Genomic DNA, 18,406 nt, shown 5'->3' with positions numbered 1-18,406 from the left:
CGGGCATGCCAAAAATTGGTATTTACTCCCCCAGGAACCCCCACATGATCGACCACCTACCACCGTCTGCCAAACATACCAAGCTGCATCCATTGTCCGCCTTCATCTTCATGTCGCGCTGGCTGCAGTTGCCGCTGTACCTGGGCCTGATCCTCGCACAATGCGTGTATGTCTTCCATTTCTGGGTGGAATTATCCGACCTGATCGGCGCCGTGTTCGGCAATGATGCAGCCCTGCAGCACGTACTGACGGCCGTCGCCGTGCCCGGCAGCGCCCTGCCGACCAAGCTGAACGAAGCGACCATCATGCTGGTGGTATTAGGCCTGATCGACGTGGTCATGATTTCGAACCTGTTGATCATGGTCATTATTGGCGGCTACGAAACCTTCGTTTCGCGCATGCACCTCGATGACCACCCAGACCAGCCGGAATGGTTGTCGCATGTAAATGCTTCCGTGCTGAAGACGAAATTGGCGATGGCCATCATCGGCATCTCGTCCATCCACCTGCTGAAGACTTTCATCAACGCCAATTCCTACAAGATGGAAGTGATCATCGCGCAGACGGTGATCCACATGGTCTTCATCATTTCCGCCATGGCGATCGCGTACACCGACCGCATCATGACAGTGACCCAGAACCAGGCACGACCGCATTAAACTCAAAGCCCATGACTGCCAGCAGCGGCCATGGGCTTTGTCATTCCAATGCAGTAACTAGTATTAGTAAAGAGTCTTACCCTTCTTATCTACCGCGAGAACACCATGACTGTCATAAAGCAAGAAGACCTGATCGAATCCGTCGCCGCAGCGTTGCAGTACATTAGCTACTACCACCCTGCTGATTACATCGAACATCTGGCGCGCGCCTATGCGGCCGAGCAAAGCCCGGCGGCAAAAGATGCGATCGCGCAAATCCTGACCAATTCGCGCATGTGCGCGGAAGGCAAGCGTCCTATCTGCCAGGACACGGGTATCGTCAACGTCTTCCTGAAAATCGGCATGGGCGTGCGCTTCGAAGGTTTCAGCGGCACGGTTACCGACGCCGTCAACGAAGGCGTGCGCCGCGCGTACAACTTCGACGACAACAAGCTGCGCGCCTCCATCGTGGCCGACCCGCATTTCGACCGCAAGAACACCAAGGACAATACGCCAGCCGTCGTGCACATGGAATTGGTTGAAGGCAATACCGTCGACGTAAAAGTGGCTGCCAAGGGCGGCGGTTCGGAAAACAAGTCGAAGATGATCATGATGAACCCATCCGACTCGCTGGTGGACTGGGTCATGAAGACCGTGCCGACCATGGGCGCCGGCTGGTGCCCGCCTGGCATGCTGGGCATCGGCATCGGCGGCACGGCCGAAAAAGCCATGCTGATGGCAAAAGAGGTGTTGATGGAAGACATCGACATGTTTGAGCTGAAACAACGCGGCCCGCAAAATAAACTGGAAGAATTGCGTATCGAGCTGTGCGACAAGATCAACTCGCTGGGCATCGGCGCGCAAGGCCTGGGCGGCCTGACGACCGTGCTCGACGTGAAAATCATGATGCACCCGACGCACGCCGCGTCGAAGCCTGTCGCCATGATCCCGAACTGCGCTGCCACGCGCCACGGCCACTTCGTGCTCGACGGCTCGGGCCCTGCCTACATGGAACCGCCATCGCTGTCGTCGTGGCCGGAAGTGCACTGGACGCCGGACACGGAAAAATCCAAGCGCGTCGACCTGAACACCCTGACGAAGGAAGAAGTCGCTTCGTGGACGCCGGGCCAGACCTTGCTGTTGAACGGCAAGATGCTGACGGGCCGCGACGCCGCGCACAAGCGCATCCAGGACATGCTGGCCAAGGGCGAAGAGTTGCCGGTCGACTTCAAGAACCGCGTGATTTATTACGTCGGCCCGGTCGACCCGGTGCGCGACGAAGTGGTCGGCCCGGCCGGCCCGACGACCGCCACCCGCATGGACAAGTTCACCGACATGATGCTGGAACAGACGGGCTTGATCGCCATGATCGGCAAGGCCGAACGGGGTCCGGTCGCCATCGAATCGATCCAGAAACACCAGTCGGCCTACCTGATGGCCGTGGGCGGTTCAGCCTACCTGGTGTCGAAAGCCATCAAGGGCGCGAAAGTGCTGGGCTTTGCCGACATGGGCATGGAAGCCATCTACGAATTCGACGTCGTCGACATGCCGGTGACGGTGGCCGTGGACTCGAAAGGCACCTCCGTGCACAACACGGGCCCGAAAGAGTGGCAGGCGAAGATCGAGCAACTCAATAGCGTCAGCAAGATTCCCGTGACGATCGCTTAAACAAGCACTACCATTAACGCCGCGCGGCAACACAGCGCGGCGTTTTTTTATCTTCTTCGGCTTTATATGACTTCTATTGCAAGCAATGCCCGCCCGGACGCCCCCATCGGCATCTTTGACTCCGGCGTGGGCGGCCTGTCGGTACTGCGCCATATCCGCGCGCAGCTGCCGCAGGAAGACCTGATTTACTTTGCCGATTCCGGCTATGCCCCGTATGGCGACAAGACGGAACAGCAAGTGATCGACCGTTCGCTGGCGATCACCGCCTTTTTATTGCAGCAAGGCGCGAAGGCGCTGGTCGTGGCCTGCAACACGGCCACCATCGCCGCCATCAAGGCGCTGCGCGCGCGCTACCCCGACCTGCCCATCGTCGGCGTCGAACCTGGATTGAAACCGGCGGCAAGCATCAGCCGCAACGGCAAGATCGCCGTGCTGGCCACGGAACGCGCCTTGCGCGGCGACAAACTGCTGGCCTTGCGCGAGCAGGTGAGCGCCGCCACGGGCGCCACGTTCATCTTGCAACCCTGCATTGGCCTGGCCGACCGCATCGAGCAGTGCGAGCTGGGCCACGACCCGGCCGACGCCACAGGCGCCATGCTGGAACGCTACATCGCCCCCATGCTGGAACAGGGCGTCGATACCCTCGTGCTCGGCTGCACGCACTACCCGTTCGTGCAGGACGCCATCGAACGCACGGTGCGCGCGCATACGCAGGAAACGATCACCCTGGTGGACACGGGCGACGCCGTGGCGCGCCAGCTGGCCCGCCTGCTCGACGCGGCCAGCTTGCGCCGCATCAATAACGACGCGCCGCGGCTGCAGGGCTACACGACGGCCAAGGTCGAATCCCTGGCGCAAGCCTTCGCCGGTTTGCTGGACTTGCAACCGCCCGTCGCGCACCTGTCCGTGTGAACGGTGCGGGCAAAAGCGAGCGTTTTCATGCAATCTTTCGATTCTTTCAAAAAGACTGCATTTAGATTTGCCACTTTGCCGAGTTCTTTGTATAATTCGGCACCTGTTCAGCAAAACAGCTAAACAGGTAAGTAAGACAGTGGTGGCTGTAGCTCAGTTGGTAGAGTCCAGGATTGTGATTCCTGTTGTCGTGGGTTCGAGCCCCATCAGCCACCCCACAGAATTAGCGGCAAATCAAAGGGTTACATGCTTCGGCTTGTAACCCTTTTTTCATTTCCGCCAGCCATAAATAAAAACGGCGCCATCGGCCGCTTCACTCCGCCTTGTGCGGTAGCAATCCCAACAAGAACCGGCGCGCACTGGCGGAATCAGGCGAACGCGACGAAGGATGCTGAATGCGGTAGCACGTCCTGTGGCCCAGCGGGAACTGCCACAATTGCGCATTCGGTATGCCATCCTCAACATAATCGCAGCCCAGCGCCTTGCCCTGCGCATCGCGGGCCAGCGGAAAGAAGTCGCGCCGGTGTCCGGCCGTAGCACTGCCGTTGGCAAAGATGATGATCTCGGGCTGGAAGAAATCGATTTGCACGTCCAACAACAGTTTGGAATAGCGTTTGATCACCTCAAAGTGATCGCACCGAACGGGGCTGCCACGCTTCCACGCCATGCACAACAGGTTGGCGTAGATCAAGCCATTGCTGCCGGAGCGCTGTGCAACGGCGCGCGTAAAATTATGGAAGGCGCGGCCCTGGATATCCGAGCGTGACAATTGCTGCGCAAAATAATCTTGATGCACGGCCATGGACCGCTCGACATAGTACTCGAGCGAACTAAAACGCTCGCCTGCCTGCAGCACATTCCATTGCCGCGTTTCGCAGCCCACGATCATGATGCGCGGCCGGGCGCCAAGCCAGTTGGGCGGCACGCTGGGAAGGAAGAGGCCGGAAAGCTTTTCCGCATCGGCATGCGGCGCATGACGGTCCAGCAAGGCCGTATCAAAATCGGCCAGTACGCCCAGATAGCGGCTGGCCAGGTCGGTGCTTGCAGCTTGCTGCGGGGAATGCATGGTCATTGCGTGCCTGTATCCGGATGCCCGGGGATGGGCCGCAAACCATAGCACACATTTCAGCCCACCAGCACCGACTGCACCGTCGTGGCCAGGTCTTCCAGGCGCACGGGTTTCACGAGGAAGTGGCGGAAGCCCACGGCCAGCGCGTCGTCCATGTACATGGGCAGGCTGTGGCCGGTGACGGCGATCAGCACGGCGTTGGCCGTTTCGGGGTTGTGGTGCAGGCGGCGGCCGATTTCGATGCCGCTGATGCCGGGCATTTCGATGTCGAGGTAGACGGCGTCGGGCACGCACAGCTTGACTTGTTCGACGGCCATCTGCCAGTTGCGCACCACCACGGCGTGGTGGCCCAGCGCTTCGAGCAGCATGGCCAGCGATTCGCCCACTTCCTGGTTGTCGTCGACCACCAGCAGATTCAATTTGCGCGCAGCACTTGCCGGCTGGTCGCCCTGGCGGCGCTCCACGGGGGGATTGCCTGGTGTCGTTTCAGTTGTCTGGCTCATTGTACGTTCACGTCTGACGGCTGCAAAAGCGGGAGTATACAAGAAGCGCGCACAATGCCGCCGCACCCGAGCACTGGTGCCAAGTGGCAATCAAGGCCGCCCGCTGTACCGCGCCAGCAACACTTCCCCACCCTGCGGGCAGGCATACCGCCACTACGCAATATTCGCAATTGACGGATAAAATGAGAATCATTATCATTATCATCCCCTTGCGCAGGATGCCCACGCCACGATGTTGTCGCGCCGCCAAAAATGCCCGCGCAACCATTGTCCCTACGGAGATCCATGCATGGCCGCCACACCTTTTACCCTGCCGTTTTCCCTGCGCCCGTGCGCGCTGGCCATCGCCCTCGCCTGCCTGGGCGCCCCGCTTGCCGCGCAGGCACAGGAGGCCAACAGCGCCGAGAATGCCGGTCCCATCCTGGAATCGATCCAGGTCAGCAGCAATCTGCTGGGCACGAGCATGGCCGCCAGCACGAAGAATTTCGCGGGCGCACGCACGGTAGTACAAAAGGATGACATCGAAAACTCGGGCGCGACCAGCCTCAGCGACGTGATGCGCCGCATTCCCGGCGTGCAGATCAGCGACAACTCTGGCAGCGCCGGCAGCGCCATCTCGCTCAATATCGGCGTGCGGGGCCTGGCCGGGCGCTATTCGCCGCGCAGCACGGTGTTACTCGATGGCATCCCGATGTCGGTCGCGCCGTATGGCCAGCCGCAACTGTCGTTCGCGCCCGTCAGCCTGGCCAATGTCGAGACGGTCGACGTGGTGCGCGGCGGCGGCGCCGTGCGCTTCGGCCCGCAAAACGTGGGCGGCATCATCAACTTCAAGACGCGCCGCGTGCCCACCACGCCTGGCATCACGGGCGACGCCACCGTGCGCTACAACTCGTACAGCGAAGTGGGCCACAACACCCAGGCCAGCGTGTTTGCCGGCACCCAGCTCGACAGCGGCCTGGGCCTGGCGGTGCTGTACTCGGGCATCCGCGGCAGCGACTGGCGCGTGGGCAGCGATGAGAAGGTCAACGACTTCGCCCTCAAATTCCGCTACGACCTGAGTCCGACGGCCGAGGTGTACGCCAAGCTGTCCTACTATGATGTGACGTCGCGCACGCCGGGCGGCCTGACTGCCGCGCAATACAAGGCCGACCCGTTCCAGAACACGCGCCCCACCGACTTCTGGAGCGGCGAGCGCAAGGCCTTCGACATCGGCTACCTGAATGCCATTTCCGGCACGCAAGAATTCGAGGTGCGCGCCTATTACAACAAGAGCTCGCGCGAAAGCACCTTGATCAGCGGAAAAAACCTGGGCCACCAGCCGCGCAACTATGAAACGACGGCCATCGAGCCGCGCTACACGCAGCGCTTCACGACCGGCAAGGTGTCGCAGGACGTCACCGTCGGCTACCGCTACCTGGCCGAACGGGCCGATGAAACCATCTACAACGTCGTCATCGCCAGCGGCGTGCGGCAGGCGCCGACGCGCTTCGCCGACAACGCCACCGATGCGCAAGCCGTGTATATCGACGACAAGATCGCCATCGACGCCTGGCGCATCACGCCCGGCGTGCGCTACGAACACATCAAGACGGAACGCTTCAACCACTTGCCGGTCGACCAGAAGATCGAGTTGCTCAACAACAAGGCCCTGCCCTCGCTGAACGTGGCCTACTTGCTGAGCAACAACGTGACCCTGTTCGGCAACTACAACAGCTCGTTTGGCGCCGTGCAGAATACGCAGCTCAATGCGCAGTCGAGCAAGAACCCGCTGCAGCCGGAACTGGCGAAAACCGCCGAGCTGGGCGCGCGCTGGAAGAGCGGCCAGCTGTCGGCCGAGGCGACCTTGTTCAACATCAAGTTCGACAACCAGATCCAGTCCGTCGGCAGCGGCGAGAACGTCGTCTTCTACAACGTGGGCGCCACGCACCACCGGGGCCTGGAAACGGCCGTCGACTACCACTTCGACCAGTCCGGCCCGCTGGCCGGCTTGAATGCCTACGCCACCTATACCTACACCAAGGCAACCTTGCAGGATGGCGCGAACGCGGGCAATGACGTGCCCTTCTATTCGCGCACCACGGACACCGTCGGCGCCCACTACCAGCTGGGCGCGTGGGGTGTTGATCTGTCGAGCAGCCACCAGAGCCGCCAGTTCGCCGACGAGGCGAATACCGTGGCGGAAAATCCGGCCGGCAACCTGGGCGTCATTCCAGGCTTCCGCACCTGGAACGCGCAAGTGAAATGGACAGTGCCGGGCCAGAAGGGCCTGGAACTGGTCGCCGGCGTCAACAACCTCGCCGACAAGCGCTACTTCACGCGCACCTCGGACGGCAACCTGGGCAAGCTGGTGGGCGCGCCGCGCATGGTCTACCTGCAGGGCCGCCTGGCGTTCTAGTCCCCCGCACGTCCCGGCTACGGCATCAATAGCCGGACGCGCACGCGGGCGGCACGCAAAAACCTGCATCGTTGTTGTTTCGATGCAGGTTTTTTTACGCCCCGATGTCACAAAAATACTCCGCGGCAAGCAGCCTCAGGGCCGCGCTCACCTTGCGGCAGCACTGCAATTGATTCACCATGGAAATTAATGCAATTTTGAACACAAATGATTTCACAATTACAAATATTTTTATCGCGTAGCAGTTTTTTTCGTGAGTTTTAGTGATATTCTTTAAATGTCATTTAGGAAATGAAATTAACTTTTAAATAATATAACGGACCCACATGAAAATGCCTGCTACCCTCTTCAAGATCGCCGCGCTGGCCTCCCTGATCACTGCCGGCGGCGCCAACGCCGCGACCGAACTGGTCGTCAACGGCAGCTTCGAAAGCAATGCCATCACCACCCCATTCGCGCAATTGAGCGCCGTGACGGGCTGGACCTCGTCCGTCAGCGGCAATACGGCCTTTGAAATCCAGAAGGGCGCCACGCAAGGCGGCCAGAGCGGCTTCAACCCCGTCGCTGCCGCCGGCACGCAATACCTGGAACTCAACGCCGAGCGCCTGACGTCCGTGTCGCAATCGCTCGCTACCACAGCCGGCGGCACGTATGCGCTGTCGTTTGCCTACTCGGGCCGCCCGAATACGCCAGGCGGCGCAAGCAGCCTGATGAACGTCTACTGGGGTTCGACCCTGCTGACGCCAACGGCCCTGGTCGGCAACACCACCGGCGTGTGGCAAACCTACAGCCAGAACGTGACCGCGCTCGGCTCGTCCACCTTGCTGCGCTTCGAATCGATCGGCCCGGCCTCCGCGCCAACCTATGGTTCCTACCTGGACAACGTCTCGGTGACGACGGCCGTGCCGGAACCGGAAAGCTACGCCATGATGATGCTGGGCCTGGGCTTGCTGGGTTTCATGGCACGCCGCAAGACTGCCGCCTGAGTCTGAAGTCGTCGTGCAACAGCCGCTCCGCCACCAGGCCGGGCGGCTTTTTTTATGGCCAAAACGGGAGCATAACCTCAGGAAATGTTGCCAAAAAGAATTAAATTGACGCTACAATAGCGGGGTATCAAGCAATGCCAAGCATCGCTCCGCCAGGGCCACTACCCCGCCCTGATCATCAGCACGCATTTTTTGAACAGGATGACTGGCGCTGCCGGGCCCGATCGCGCTCCCGGCACGGCCACCACACGCACCATGTCTGCAGAAAAAACCATTACAGAAACGAGTTCCTACGGCAAGGAAACGCCCGTGGGACGTCCCGACATCGATGGCCGCGCCGGCATTTTCGTGCCCACGGCAGAATTTGACATCGACAACACCACCACCATCCGCAAGGGCGCGGGCATTGTCGGCTTCGGCAACCTCGATGGCACCCTGACCGTGTATTTCGAAGCGAACCGTTTCGATGAAAGCAATCTGCACAAGTGGGAACACAAGGCGCGCAAGGCGTATGACCGCATGGTCATGGGCGCGCCCACGGTGTCGAAGGCGAAAATCGACGCGCGCATGCTGGAACAGGTCGGCATCATCGATGGCATGGGCATCAATCTCAAGCATCCGGAACGTCTGACGCACTGGCTGGCGATCTCGAACGTGCCGGACACGGCGCCGGAAGAGCCTGTAGTGCGCTGGAAAAACCGCTAAGTAATCCTCAGGAAATTATTGTGAAGTTATGACGAACAGAACCGGGTGCTATGCAAGGCGCCCGCTGCGACGCAGTGCGAGCACCGCTAGCAGTGGGCAACACCGCAGAGCGCCGGTTATAGAAGTCAGAAATCGGAATAATTTATTGGGGGTTACTCAGGCGGCCGGAGAGCGAGGCGGGGCGCCAGGCACGAGGTGTTGTCCTACATCGTGGCGGACATTCATCCGATGCCCAAAGGCATCGAGTCATCCTATGATGAAAGCCTGACCACACCTCACACTACTCAGGAGTACGACATGTCCCGCCTCATCCCGATCAGCTTTGGCGCCTTGCAAATAGGTCTGGCAGCGGCGGCGATGTACATCCTGTGCTCGGCGGACGTGCTGCACCAGAGTTCCGTGTATTTCCACTGAGCTCATATTACGTCACAATTCTCACCAAATTGTAGCGAGCGGCAATGAATCGCGACGCGCAGTAAATTTGGTGGGATGTTGACTAGCGGCGGCCGTAGTAGCGTCCGTGCCCGCCCCAGCCGCCGCGGTGTCCACCGTAGCGCCCAAAGCCAAACACGAAGTCCAGCCCGATCGATACGGGCGGATTGTAATAATACGGTTGCGGCGCGTACACGGGCGCCGGCACATACACGGGCTGTTGCACGTACACCGGCTGCTGCTGCACATACACGGGTTCATTCGTGTACTCCACGCGCGGCGCGCTCACCACGCGCGATGACTGCACCGGCTCGGACGAGACCGTATGCCATTCATAGGGATTGTAAGCCCCCTGCGGCGCGCGCGAACCGTAATACGCGGGACCAGGCGGCGCCACGACGCAGCCCCCCAGGGCGGCCAGCGAAATTACTGCCAACAGGGTTTTCATTGCAATTCTCCTCGGGTACCAATACTGGTGTACTACCTTAATTAAGTACTATAAGAAATTACGCCGCGCTTTGCTGTGCTTTTACCGATTGTTACACCCCGACGCACGCCGCAACATGAAGTGTCGCAAAGCCGCCACAAACGGCCCGCGCGGCATGTTTCCTCAAATAAACGGTATCGCGCAAGTATCGATGGCCTTGCCGGCCGCATCGTAGCGCTGCACGCACACCTGATAGCGCACGCCGTAATCGAGCTCGACCTGCTCGACCTTTCCATACTTCAATTTCCAGCTGGGCTGCACCTGTTGCCGGCCAGCCAGCGCGGCCACATCCTGCGGAATCGCCATCGCCGTCTGCGTTTCCCCCTGGCGCGCATCCTGGCGCCGCGCCACGTCGATAGCCACGCTCACGGCCAGGTCGACGCCGCCGTCCGCATACTGCAAAGCGGGCGTGCCGCGCTGCGCCCGCATCACGCCCCAGGCGCAAGGCTTGCCGCCCGCCTCGCATTGCTTCAGCTGCGCCAGCGGAAAATACTCAGGGGCAATCTTGCCGTCCTTGATGGGCCAGCTGGTGCGCACGCCGTCGCGCTTGCCCGTCAGGGGATTGTCCCAGCTCAGGCTATTGACGACGGCCACGGTCTGCCCCGCCTGCAAGCCCACGGGCGTGTCCAGCGAGGCGCAGGCGGAAAGCAGCATGCCGGTAACGGCGAGAAAGGAAAGTGTCAGGATGCGCTGCATGGTAGGCCTCTTGTGGTGGGAGATCCCGAAGGTATGTTTCGAGGGTAACAGAATCGGCGGCGACAGTGCCGTTGGCTGGCGCACATAACACGACGGGCGGCACCCTTGCAGGCGCCGCCCGTAGCGGAGAACTCACGCCGGGAGCCAGGCTCCCGGCGATAGGTGGATCAGTCCAGCTTCCAGGCGTAGTCGACCTTGGTCCAGGTCTGCGCTGCGGCGCCATCCTTGGTGCCCGGCTTGAACTTGCACGCGGACAGGGCCTTGATGGCGGCCTTGTCCAGGTTCTTGAAGCCGCTGCTCTTCTCGACTTTCGAATCGGCAACGCTACCATCGGCATTGACCAGGAAGGACATCGTCACGGTGCCCTGCTCTTCGTTCATCAACGAGGCTTTCGGATAGTCGGCCTTGCAGTTCTTGGCATCGAACGACGCCGGCACCTCGGCAGCGAAAGCTGCGGAAGAAACGGACACCAGCAAGGCTGCTGCAACACTCATCAAACGCTTATTCTCAAACATGTGCTTCCCCATGATTATCAGATACGGTAATTACAACTTCCTGTGCGCTGTTGGCCGCGCTTAAAACTCTTCCCACTCGTCATTGCTGCCGGCGCTTGCCGCCTTGCGCGGCGCCGGAGCAGCCACGGGAGCTGCCGCTTCCGCCTTGCGTGCCAGCGATTTCACCGGGCGCAATGCCGGCGCCGGCTTGCGCGCGGCAACCGGTGCAGCGACAGCCGCCACGGGGGCTGGCACATACGCGGCCGGCTTTTCTTCGCCTTCGACCAGTTTGAAGATGCTGACCACGTGGGCCAGTTCGGCCGCCTGGTCTTGCAAGCTTTGCGCCGCGGCGGCTGCCTGCTCCACCAGGGCCGCATTTTGCTGCGTCATGCCATCCATTTCGATGATCGACAGGTTGACCTGCTCGATGCCGGCGCTTTGTTCCTGGCTGGCACTGGCGATCTCGCTCATGATGTCGGTGACGCGGCGCACGCTGTCGACCACTTCGCCCATCGTCACGCCGGCCTGGCCCACCAAACGCGTACCGCGTTCCGTCTTCTCGGCCGAATCGTCGATGAGGATCTTGATTTCTTTCGCGGCGCCAGCGGAACGCTGGGCCAGGTTGCGCACTTCCGACGCCACCACGGCAAAGCCGCGGCCTTGTTCGCCGGCACGTGCCGCTTCCACGGCCGCGTTCAGCGCCAGAATATTCGTCTGGAAGGCGATGCCGTCGATCACGCCGATGATGTCGACAATTTTCTTCGCCGATTCATTGATCGAGCTCATGGTATCGACCACTTGCGACACGACGGAGCCGCCTTTCAGGGCCACGTCCGACGCGGTGGCAGCCAGTTTATTGGCTTCGCGTGCATTGTCCGCATTCTGTTTCACGGTCGAGGTCAGCTCTTCCATGGCCGACGCCGTTTTTTCCAGCGCGCTGGCCTGCATCTCCGTACGCGACGACAGGTCGATATTGCCGTCGGCAATTTCGCGAGACGCCGTGCCGATGGTTTCCGTACCGACACGTACCTGGCCGACGATGCCCACCAGGCTGTTGCGCATTTCCTTCATTTCCGCCAGCAAGCTGGAATTGTCCGATGGCTGCGTGTGGATGCCGATCGACAGGTCGCCATTGGCGATGCTGCCGGCGATCGATGCCGTGTAGTCAGGCTCGCCGCCCAGCTGTTTCAGCAAGCCGCGGGTGATCACCAGTGCCGCCGCCACGCCCATCGCCACGGCCAGCACGCCGAGGATGATCATGAACAGGCGCGCGCTGTCGAAGGCCTTGCGGGCATCCGATTGCATCTGTTCATTGAGCTTGTCTTCCAGGGTCGCCAGCTGCTCCAGCGCTTCCATCCATTTTTTCTGTACCGGGCGGATTTCCTTGATCATCACGCGCGTGGCGCCTTCCGCATCGTTGGCCATCCACAGTGCCGACGCCTTGGCGATGGCCGGCATGGCGGCCGCCTCGTATTCCTTGATCGAGGCCAGCAGGGCTTTTTCTTCAGAAGTCGACTCGATGGCGAATTTCTCTTCGAGCTTCTTCTGCGTTTCCTGATAGGTGGCCGTTTGCGTCTTGATACGTGCCATTTCCGGCTCCATATCGCTCGCGTCCGTCATCAGGGTCAGGATGCGCAGCGAGGTGATGCGGTCGCTGACGTTGCCACGCATATCGATCACCAGGCGGGTGACGACGTTGTTGACATTGATCACGTGATCGAGACGTTCCTGGATTTGCGCCATGCGCGCGATGCCGAGGACGGTCACGGCCACCAGCAGAACCAGTACCAGGGCGAAACCCAGGCCCAGGCGGGTACCAACCTTCATTTTTGCTAAATTCATTTCGGCTCTTCGTAAATGAAACTATTGATAAGGATTTTTGCCCGGCACGACAAGACGAAGGCTGCGTAACACCGGCATCCGCCCTTACCCATTGGTATGCTGGCGGTATCCGGCCGCACGCAGCCTGGGGTACTTCCTGGTCTACAACAGCCCTGAAAACCACCAGTGACTGCGAATGCAAATTTGTTCCACGGACTGAATTTTTGACACCGATGATGTGAGATCAACATCAAACATTCATATGAGAAATATTTGTCTATAATCAATTATAGGTGTAAATTTTGCCTCAAAGCAAGCAATAAGTACCTGAATAAATGGCTGATTAACTTTCTTCGGGGAAATGGCAACAACGCCGTTTCTTGCCCCATAGAAATGCCCCACGACAGTGCGGCCGTGCGCCGAAACAGCGCATTTACAACACATGGCATAGCCATATGACATCGTTTCGGAAGTGGTATTCAGAGGAGGGGGTGGTGCGGACAATACCAGTGCGCCAGGGCACCGGTATAGACAAGTTTGCTCAGCGGTCCCAGCTGCAATGCATCACATAGGCGTGACGCTCTGTACCAAAGACAAAGACGCTCCAGATGGCGCCCAATTGACCGGCCAGGCTGCGCTGACCCGATGATACCAGTTGATACCAGCGGGGTGCGCTGCTCAGCAGTTCGGCCAGTTCGTTCTCGAAACCATCGAACAGGCGCGCGTCGAGCGGCTGGCGGTCGGCCTCGCTCGCCGGGTTCAAGCGCTCGAGCAGCCACTGGCGCGGCGTGCACAGGACGCCGCTGCACACCACGCTCTCGATCGGCTGCAGGCGCATGCCGTCCGACGCTATCTCCAGTGCGCGGCACAGCGCGTCGAGCGCTGCCTGCGGTGCGACGGGCCCCAGATACTCGCAAAGAAACAGGCTGCCATCATCCTTCAGCGCGGTGACGGCTTGCAGGTAGCCATGCAACTGCTGTGCATGGGCGTGGCAGTCGCCGCGCATCAGGCAGGCAAGGACAAGCGCGCCGCCGCTTCCAGCAGCAAACGGGGGTCGCCCGAGGCCAGCTTCTTCGAATCCGACAAGGTCTGGCGGAAGCCGCGCGCGCCGGGCAGGTTTTGCATCAAGCCCAGCATGTGGCGCGTGACGCTGTTCAGTTTCAAGCGCCCCGCCTCTTTTTCCAGCTGCGCGCTGATATACGGAATCATCGCTTCGAGCACCTGTTCGCGCGTTTTGGCGGGGGCGTCGTCGCCGTAATAGCGCTGGTCGAACTGCGCCATCACATACGGGTTGTGATACGCCTCGCGGCCCAGCATCACGCCGTCCAGGTGCTGCAGGTGCAGGTCGATTTCCTCGAGCGTCTTGATGCCGCCGTTGATAATGAACTCGAATTGCGGAAAATCACGCTTCAAACGATAGGCATAGTCATACTTGAGGGGCGGCACTTCACGGTTCTCCTTCGGACTCAGCCCTTTCAGGATGGCGTTACGCGCATGCACGATAAACGTCTTGCAGCCGGCGTCGGCCACGGTGCCGACGAAGTCGCGCACGAAGTCGTACGATTCGCTGTCGTCGATGCCGATGCGGTGTTTCACCGTCACGTCGATATCGACCACGTCGCGCATGGCCTTTACGCAGTCGGCCACCAGTTGCGGCTCGGCCATCAGGCAGGCGCCAAACGCGCCCTTTTGCACGCGCTCGGACGGGCAGCCGCAGTTCAGGTTGACCTCGTCATAGCCCCACTGCTGGCCCAGCTTGGCGCTGGTGGCCAGGTCCGTCGGATCGCTGCCGCCCAGCTGCAGCGCCACCGGATGCTCTTCCTCGTTGAAGCGCAGATGGCGCTCCACGTCGCCGTACACGAGCGCGCCCGTCGTCACCATCTCGGTATAGAGCCAGGTGTGGCGCGTGATTTCGCGGTGGAACTTGCGGCAATGGCGGTCAGTCCAGTCCATCATCGGGGCGACGGACAGGCGGCGGGAAGGCAAAGAAGAGGAAGTCATGGTGTCTACAAAAAACAGGAGCTGCAAATGACAAACCCGCTGCGCGCCTCACCAGTGACGGTGACGCGGCGCAGCGGGCCGGAAGCGGCATGGCCCGCAGGCCATGCTCTACAACAGATTACGAATCACGCGACGCTTTTTTACGCTCGTGCTCTTTCAGGAAGCGCTTGCGCAGACGGATCGATTTCGGGGTGATTTCCACCAGTTCGTCGTCCTCGATGAATTCGACTGCGTATTCCAGCGACATCTGAATTGGCGGCACCAGGCGCACCGCTTCGTCGGTACCCGACGAACGCACGTTGGTCAGCTGCTTGCCCTTGATCGGGTTGACGACCAGGTCGTTGTCGCGCGAGTGGATACCGATGACCATGCCTTCGTAGACCGGGTCATTGTGCGACACGAACATGCGGCCGCGGTCTTGCAGTTTCCAAATCGCGTAAGCAACAGCGGCGCCGTCGTCCTGCGAGATCAGCACGCCGTTACGACGGCCAGCCATTTCGCCACGGGTGTTGTCGACTGGTGCGTATTCATGGAATACGTGGCTCATCAGGCCGGTGCCGCGGGTCAGGGTCATGAATTCGCCCTGGAAGCCGATCAGGCCACGCGCCGGGATCAGGTACTCGAGACGCACGCGGCCCTTGCCATCCGATTCCATGTTTTGCAGGTCGCCGCGACGACGGCCCAGCTCTTCCATGACGCCGCCCTGGTTGGCTTCTTCAACGTCGACCGACAGGTTTTCAAACGGCTCGTGGCGCACGCCATCGACCATTTTGAAGACCACGCGTGGACGCGATACGGCCAGCTCGAAGCCTTCGCGACGCATGTTTTCGATCAGAATCGTCAGGTGCAGCTCGCCGCGGCCCGATACTTCGAAGATCGTGTCGTCGTCGGTTGGCGCCACGCGCAGAGCAACGTTGGCTTTCAATTCTTTTTCCAGACGGTCACGCAGTTGACGCGAGGTAACGAACTTGCCTTCGCGGCCAGCCAGTGGCGAGTTGTTGACCATGAAGTTCATGGTCAGGGTCGGCTCGTCGACGGTCAGCATAGGCAGCGCTTCAGGCGTGTCCACTGCGCACAGGGTCGAACCGATGCCGATTTCGTCGATACCGTTGATCAGGCAGATGTCGCCGGCAACGGCTTCGTCCACCAGCACGCGCTCCAGGCCCTTGAAGTTCAGCACCTGATTGATGCGGCCTTTGATTGGCGTGGCGCCTGGGCCATTGATGACCAGCACGTCTTGACCAACTTTGACGGTACCGCGGTTGACGCGGCCAATGCCGATCTTGCCGACGTACGACGAGTAGTCCAGCGAGGTGATCTGCATTTGCAGCGGTCCTTCCGGATTGTCGTCACGCACTGGAACGTGTTCCAGGATGGCGTCGAACATCGGCTTCATGTCGCCGCCGCGCACGTCTTCGGTCAGGCCGGCATAGCCGTTCAGGCCCGAAGCGTAAACGATAGGGAAGTCCAGTTGTTCGTCGGTAGCGCCCAGCTTGTCGAACAGTTCGAACGTCTGGTTGATGGCCCAGTCCGGACGTGCGCCTGGACGGTCGATCTTGTTGACGATAACGATAGGCTTCAGACCCAGTGCCAGCGCCTTGCGCGTGACGAAACGGGTTTGCGGCATCGGGCCTTCTTGTGCATCGATCAGCAGCAGAACCGAGTCCACCATCGACAGAACACGTTCCACTTCGCCGCCGAAGTCGGCGTGGCCTGGGGTGTCGACGATGTTGATGTGGGTGCCTTCGTACTCAACGGCGCAGTTCTTCGACAGAATCGTAATGCCGCGCTCCTTTTCCAGGTCGTTCGAGTCCATGACTCGGGTGTCGACCGCTTGGTTTTCACGGAAGGTGCCGGACTGGCGCAGCAGCTGATCCACCAGCGTGGTTTTGCCGTGGTCAACGTGGGCGATAATGGCGATATTACGAATTGCGCGTTTTGTATTTGACATGGTCGTAGTAGTTACTGAAAAACTGCGGAGTGCGTACAAGATGTACGAGATACCCGAATGCTAATCTATTTCCGGAACCGCGTAGTATAGCATGTTGCGTTGCAACGCTATCTAAAAATGCTGGCGGCTCCCGCAGTCGGGGACGGTTTGTTTAAAAAAGCGACACTGTTTGACGAGTGTCGCTGGGTAATATGACGTTGCTGTGACTTATTGATGCGCCGTGGCAATGAGCCGCTCGGGCGCCAGGATGCTGTATTCCTGCAACTGGCCCGTGCCCAGCAGCTTGCTGTCGTGATACACGCGCACCCTGCCCGGCTCGGCTGGCACGGCGACGTCTTCCTTGCCCAGCGCGATGCGCTGGCCGTGCAGGAAACGCTTGGCCAATTCTTCCGTCAGCTGGACGGCAGGGAAACTCGACAGCAAGGCATCGACGGGCGCCAGCAGGCTCAACGGCGCGGCATGCGCCGTCAGCTCGTCCAAGGTGACGACGCCGTCGAGGGTCAGGTTGCCCACGTGCGTGCGGCGCAAGGCGTTCAAATGACCGCCGCAACCCAAGGCACGGCCGATGTCTTCGCCCAGCACGCGGATATACGTGCCCTTGCTGCACATCACGGACAATTTCAGGAACGGGGCTTCGTAGCCGAGGAACTCGAGCTTGTGGATGGTCACCGGGCGCGCTTCGCGCTCCAGGGTGATGCCGGCCCTTGCATACTCATATAAGGGCTTGCCGTCCCTTTTCAAGGCCGAGTACATGGGCGGCGTCTGCAGGATCGGCCCACGGAACTGCGCCAGCACGGCTTCGATCTGCTCTTCGGTGACGTTGACGTCGCGCGTTTCCAGCACTTCGCCCTCGGTATCGCCCGTATCCGTCGTCTGCCCCAGGTGCACCAGGGTTTCGTAGGTTTTATCGGCTTCCAGCAAGTCCTGCGAGAACTTCGTCGCCTCGCCAAAGCACAGCGGCAGCAAGCCCGTGGCGAACGGGTCCAGCGTGCCCGTATGGCCCGCCTTCTTCGCGTTCAGCACGCGCTTGGCCTTGATCAGGGCGTCATTGCTGGACCAGCCGACAGGCTTATCCAGCAGCAAGACGCCGTCGACCAGGTCGCGCACCCGCTTGATGCCTGGCGGCCGCTTACTACCCGCCATGCTCGTCCGCTTTGTCTTCCGGTTTCGCGTCCGGCTCGGCATCGGCCGCGCGCGTAGCGTTGGCCTTGTCGATCAGCAAGGACATTTCCATGCCGCGCGAAGTCGAGCTATCGTGCACGAAATGCAACATCGGCAAGGTGTGGATGTGCAGGCGCTTGCCCAGCAAGCCACGGATGAAGCCGGCCGCGGCCATCAGGCCCTCGGTGGTGTTCTTGATGGCTTCCTTGCTGTCTTTCAACATCGTGAAAAACACCTTGGCGTGCGCGTAATCGGGCGTGATCTGCACTTCGGTGATGGTGATCATCGTGCCGACGCGCGGGTCCTTCAATTCGTAGGCGACGATTTCAGCCAGATCGCGCTGGATCTGGTCGGCCACGCGCAAGCCGCGCGCTGGCATGGTTTTGCTATGTTTAGCCATGATTTTATGCTGTCCTAAGTGCCGCAGGGCGCATGGGTCAAACGGTTGCCCGTTGACCAATGCGCCCCACGTGTTTGCGCGGACAAA

General features: G+C 60.5%; 17 protein-coding genes and 1 tRNA gene. 7 read left to right on the top strand and 11 right to left on the bottom strand.

What is annotated here, in order from left to right:
• The first annotated feature begins 44 nt into the window (after positions 1 to 44).
• The 4 genes from BZG29_RS06740 to BZG29_RS06725 all read left to right on the top strand — a co-directional run bounded on the left by BZG29_RS06740 (position 45) and on the right by BZG29_RS06725 (position 3,436).
• Positions 45 to 659 (top strand): YqhA family protein, encoded by a 615-nt coding sequence (locus BZG29_RS06740; protein WP_077400355.1) that lies wholly within the window; start codon positions 45 to 47, stop codon positions 657 to 659.
• Between the two features lie 105 nt (positions 660 to 764).
• The gene (locus BZG29_RS06735) at positions 765 to 2,306 is read left to right on the top strand and encodes a fumarate hydratase (RefSeq protein WP_077400352.1); all 1,542 of its coding nucleotides are present in this window, start codon (positions 765 to 767) and stop codon (positions 2,304 to 2,306) included.
• Between the two features lie 66 nt (positions 2,307 to 2,372).
• Positions 2,373 to 3,218 (top strand): glutamate racemase, encoded by an 846-nt coding sequence (murI, locus tag BZG29_RS06730; protein WP_077400349.1) that lies wholly within the window; start codon positions 2,373 to 2,375, stop codon positions 3,216 to 3,218.
• Between the two features lie 142 nt (positions 3,219 to 3,360).
• Positions 3,361 to 3,436, top strand: a tRNA-His gene (locus BZG29_RS06725).
• Positions 3,437 to 3,531: 95 nt separating this feature from the next.
• On the opposite strand, the gene BZG29_RS06720 is transcribed toward BZG29_RS06725, so the two are convergent.
• Complete coding sequence (locus BZG29_RS06720) at positions 3,532 to 4,338, bottom strand: hypothetical protein (RefSeq protein ID WP_150130814.1); 807 nt, start codon at positions 4,336 to 4,338, stop codon at positions 3,532 to 3,534.
• A 5-nt stretch (positions 4,339 to 4,343) separates the two neighbouring features.
• Positions 4,344 to 4,790, bottom strand: a complete 447-nt coding sequence (locus BZG29_RS06715; protein ID WP_077400343.1) for a response regulator — start codon at positions 4,788 to 4,790, stop codon at positions 4,344 to 4,346.
• Positions 4,791 to 5,079: 289 nt separating this feature from the next.
• Here BZG29_RS06715 and BZG29_RS06710 point away from each other — a divergent pair, with 289 nt between their 5' ends.
• The 3 genes from BZG29_RS06710 (at position 5,080) to BZG29_RS06700 (ending at position 8,876) form a co-directional block, all read left to right on the top strand.
• On the top strand, positions 5,080 to 7,185 hold the full coding sequence (locus BZG29_RS06710) for a TonB-dependent siderophore receptor (RefSeq protein WP_077400340.1): 2,106 nt from the start codon (positions 5,080 to 5,082) through the stop codon (positions 7,183 to 7,185).
• A gap of 326 nt (positions 7,186 to 7,511) precedes the next feature.
• Positions 7,512 to 8,171: a PEP-CTERM sorting domain-containing protein gene (locus BZG29_RS06705; protein WP_077408995.1), complete on the top strand. Its 660-nt coding sequence runs from the start codon at positions 7,512 to 7,514 to the stop codon at positions 8,169 to 8,171.
• Between the two features lie 255 nt (positions 8,172 to 8,426).
• On the top strand, positions 8,427 to 8,876 hold the full coding sequence (locus BZG29_RS06700) for a hypothetical protein (RefSeq protein WP_035825219.1): 450 nt from the start codon (positions 8,427 to 8,429) through the stop codon (positions 8,874 to 8,876).
• A 496-nt stretch (positions 8,877 to 9,372) separates the two neighbouring features.
• Here the strand turns inward: BZG29_RS06700 and BZG29_RS06690 are convergent, their stop codons facing one another.
• The 9 genes from BZG29_RS06690 to rbfA all read right to left on the bottom strand — a co-directional run bounded on the left by BZG29_RS06690 (position 9,373) and on the right by rbfA (position 18,319).
• Entirely contained in the window at positions 9,373 to 9,756 is a 384-nt protein-coding gene (locus tag BZG29_RS06690) for a hypothetical protein (protein WP_077400334.1), read from the bottom strand.
• Positions 9,757 to 9,918: 162 nt separating this feature from the next.
• On the bottom strand, positions 9,919 to 10,491 hold the full coding sequence (locus BZG29_RS06685; protein WP_077400331.1) for a hypothetical protein: 573 nt from the start codon (positions 10,489 to 10,491) through the stop codon (positions 9,919 to 9,921).
• 167 nt (positions 10,492 to 10,658) lie between these two features.
• Positions 10,659 to 11,006: an energy transducer TonB gene (locus BZG29_RS06680; protein ID WP_077408994.1), complete on the bottom strand. Its 348-nt coding sequence runs from the start codon at positions 11,004 to 11,006 to the stop codon at positions 10,659 to 10,661.
• Positions 11,007 to 11,066: 60 nt separating this feature from the next.
• Entirely contained in the window at positions 11,067 to 12,827 is a 1,761-nt protein-coding gene (locus BZG29_RS06675) for a methyl-accepting chemotaxis protein (RefSeq protein ID WP_253192805.1), read from the bottom strand.
• Positions 12,828 to 13,347: 520 nt separating this feature from the next.
• Complete coding sequence (locus BZG29_RS06670; RefSeq protein ID WP_077400324.1) at positions 13,348 to 13,812, bottom strand: hypothetical protein; 465 nt, start codon at positions 13,810 to 13,812, stop codon at positions 13,348 to 13,350.
• Positions 13,812 to 14,807 (bottom strand): tRNA dihydrouridine(20/20a) synthase DusA, encoded by a 996-nt coding sequence (gene dusA / locus BZG29_RS06665; RefSeq protein ID WP_077408993.1) that lies wholly within the window; start codon positions 14,805 to 14,807, stop codon positions 13,812 to 13,814. The genes BZG29_RS06670 and dusA overlap by 1 nt, the downstream gene beginning before the upstream one ends.
• 118 nt (positions 14,808 to 14,925) lie before the next feature.
• Complete coding sequence (typA, locus tag BZG29_RS06660) at positions 14,926 to 16,758, bottom strand: translational GTPase TypA (protein WP_076569139.1); 1,833 nt, start codon at positions 16,756 to 16,758, stop codon at positions 14,926 to 14,928.
• Between the two features lie 207 nt (positions 16,759 to 16,965).
• The gene (truB, locus tag BZG29_RS06655) at positions 16,966 to 17,901 is read right to left on the bottom strand and encodes a tRNA pseudouridine(55) synthase TruB (protein WP_150130813.1); all 936 of its coding nucleotides are present in this window, start codon (positions 17,899 to 17,901) and stop codon (positions 16,966 to 16,968) included.
• The gene (gene rbfA, locus BZG29_RS06650) at positions 17,891 to 18,319 is read right to left on the bottom strand and encodes a 30S ribosome-binding factor RbfA (protein ID WP_077400318.1); all 429 of its coding nucleotides are present in this window, start codon (positions 18,317 to 18,319) and stop codon (positions 17,891 to 17,893) included. The genes truB and rbfA overlap by 11 nt, the downstream gene beginning before the upstream one ends.
• Positions 18,320 to 18,406: the final 87 nt, after the last annotated feature.

Origin of the sequence: Janthinobacterium sp. LM6, from assembly GCF_002002885.1 — a bacterium.
GTDB lineage: Bacteria > Pseudomonadota > Gammaproteobacteria > Burkholderiales > Burkholderiaceae_D > Janthinobacterium > Janthinobacterium kumbetense.
Note: the sequence above shows the minus strand (reverse complement) of the source record. Positions and strands in the feature narration are given on the sequence as shown.

Coding starts and splice junctions, on each gene's coding strand:
- rbfA (WP_077400318.1), bottom strand. CDS start 18,319: ATGGCTAAACATAGCAAAACCATGCCAGCGCGCGGCTTGCGCGTGGCC.
- BZG29_RS06740 (WP_077400355.1), top strand. CDS start 45: ATGATCGACCACCTACCACCGTCTGCCAAACATACCAAGCTGCATCCA.
- typA (WP_076569139.1), bottom strand. CDS start 16,758: ATGTCAAATACAAAACGCGCAATTCGTAATATCGCCATTATCGCCCAC.
- BZG29_RS06715 (WP_077400343.1), bottom strand. CDS start 4,790: ATGAGCCAGACAACTGAAACGACACCAGGCAATCCCCCCGTGGAGCGC.
- dusA (WP_077408993.1), bottom strand. CDS start 14,807: ATGACTTCCTCTTCTTTGCCTTCCCGCCGCCTGTCCGTCGCCCCGATG.
- BZG29_RS06685 (WP_077400331.1), bottom strand. CDS start 10,491: ATGCAGCGCATCCTGACACTTTCCTTTCTCGCCGTTACCGGCATGCTG.
- BZG29_RS06680 (WP_077408994.1), bottom strand. CDS start 11,006: ATGTTTGAGAATAAGCGTTTGATGAGTGTTGCAGCAGCCTTGCTGGTG.
- BZG29_RS06690 (WP_077400334.1), bottom strand. CDS start 9,756: ATGAAAACCCTGTTGGCAGTAATTTCGCTGGCCGCCCTGGGGGGCTGC.
- murI (WP_077400349.1), top strand. CDS start 2,373: ATGACTTCTATTGCAAGCAATGCCCGCCCGGACGCCCCCATCGGCATC.
- BZG29_RS06705 (WP_077408995.1), top strand. CDS start 7,512: ATGAAAATGCCTGCTACCCTCTTCAAGATCGCCGCGCTGGCCTCCCTG.
- BZG29_RS06670 (WP_077400324.1), bottom strand. CDS start 13,812: ATGCGCGGCGACTGCCACGCCCATGCACAGCAGTTGCATGGCTACCTG.
- BZG29_RS06710 (WP_077400340.1), top strand. CDS start 5,080: ATGGCCGCCACACCTTTTACCCTGCCGTTTTCCCTGCGCCCGTGCGCG.
- BZG29_RS06700 (WP_035825219.1), top strand. CDS start 8,427: ATGTCTGCAGAAAAAACCATTACAGAAACGAGTTCCTACGGCAAGGAA.
- BZG29_RS06735 (WP_077400352.1), top strand. CDS start 765: ATGACTGTCATAAAGCAAGAAGACCTGATCGAATCCGTCGCCGCAGCG.
- BZG29_RS06675 (WP_253192805.1), bottom strand. CDS start 12,827: ATGAATTTAGCAAAAATGAAGGTTGGTACCCGCCTGGGCCTGGGTTTC.
- truB (WP_150130813.1), bottom strand. CDS start 17,901: ATGGCGGGTAGTAAGCGGCCGCCAGGCATCAAGCGGGTGCGCGACCTG.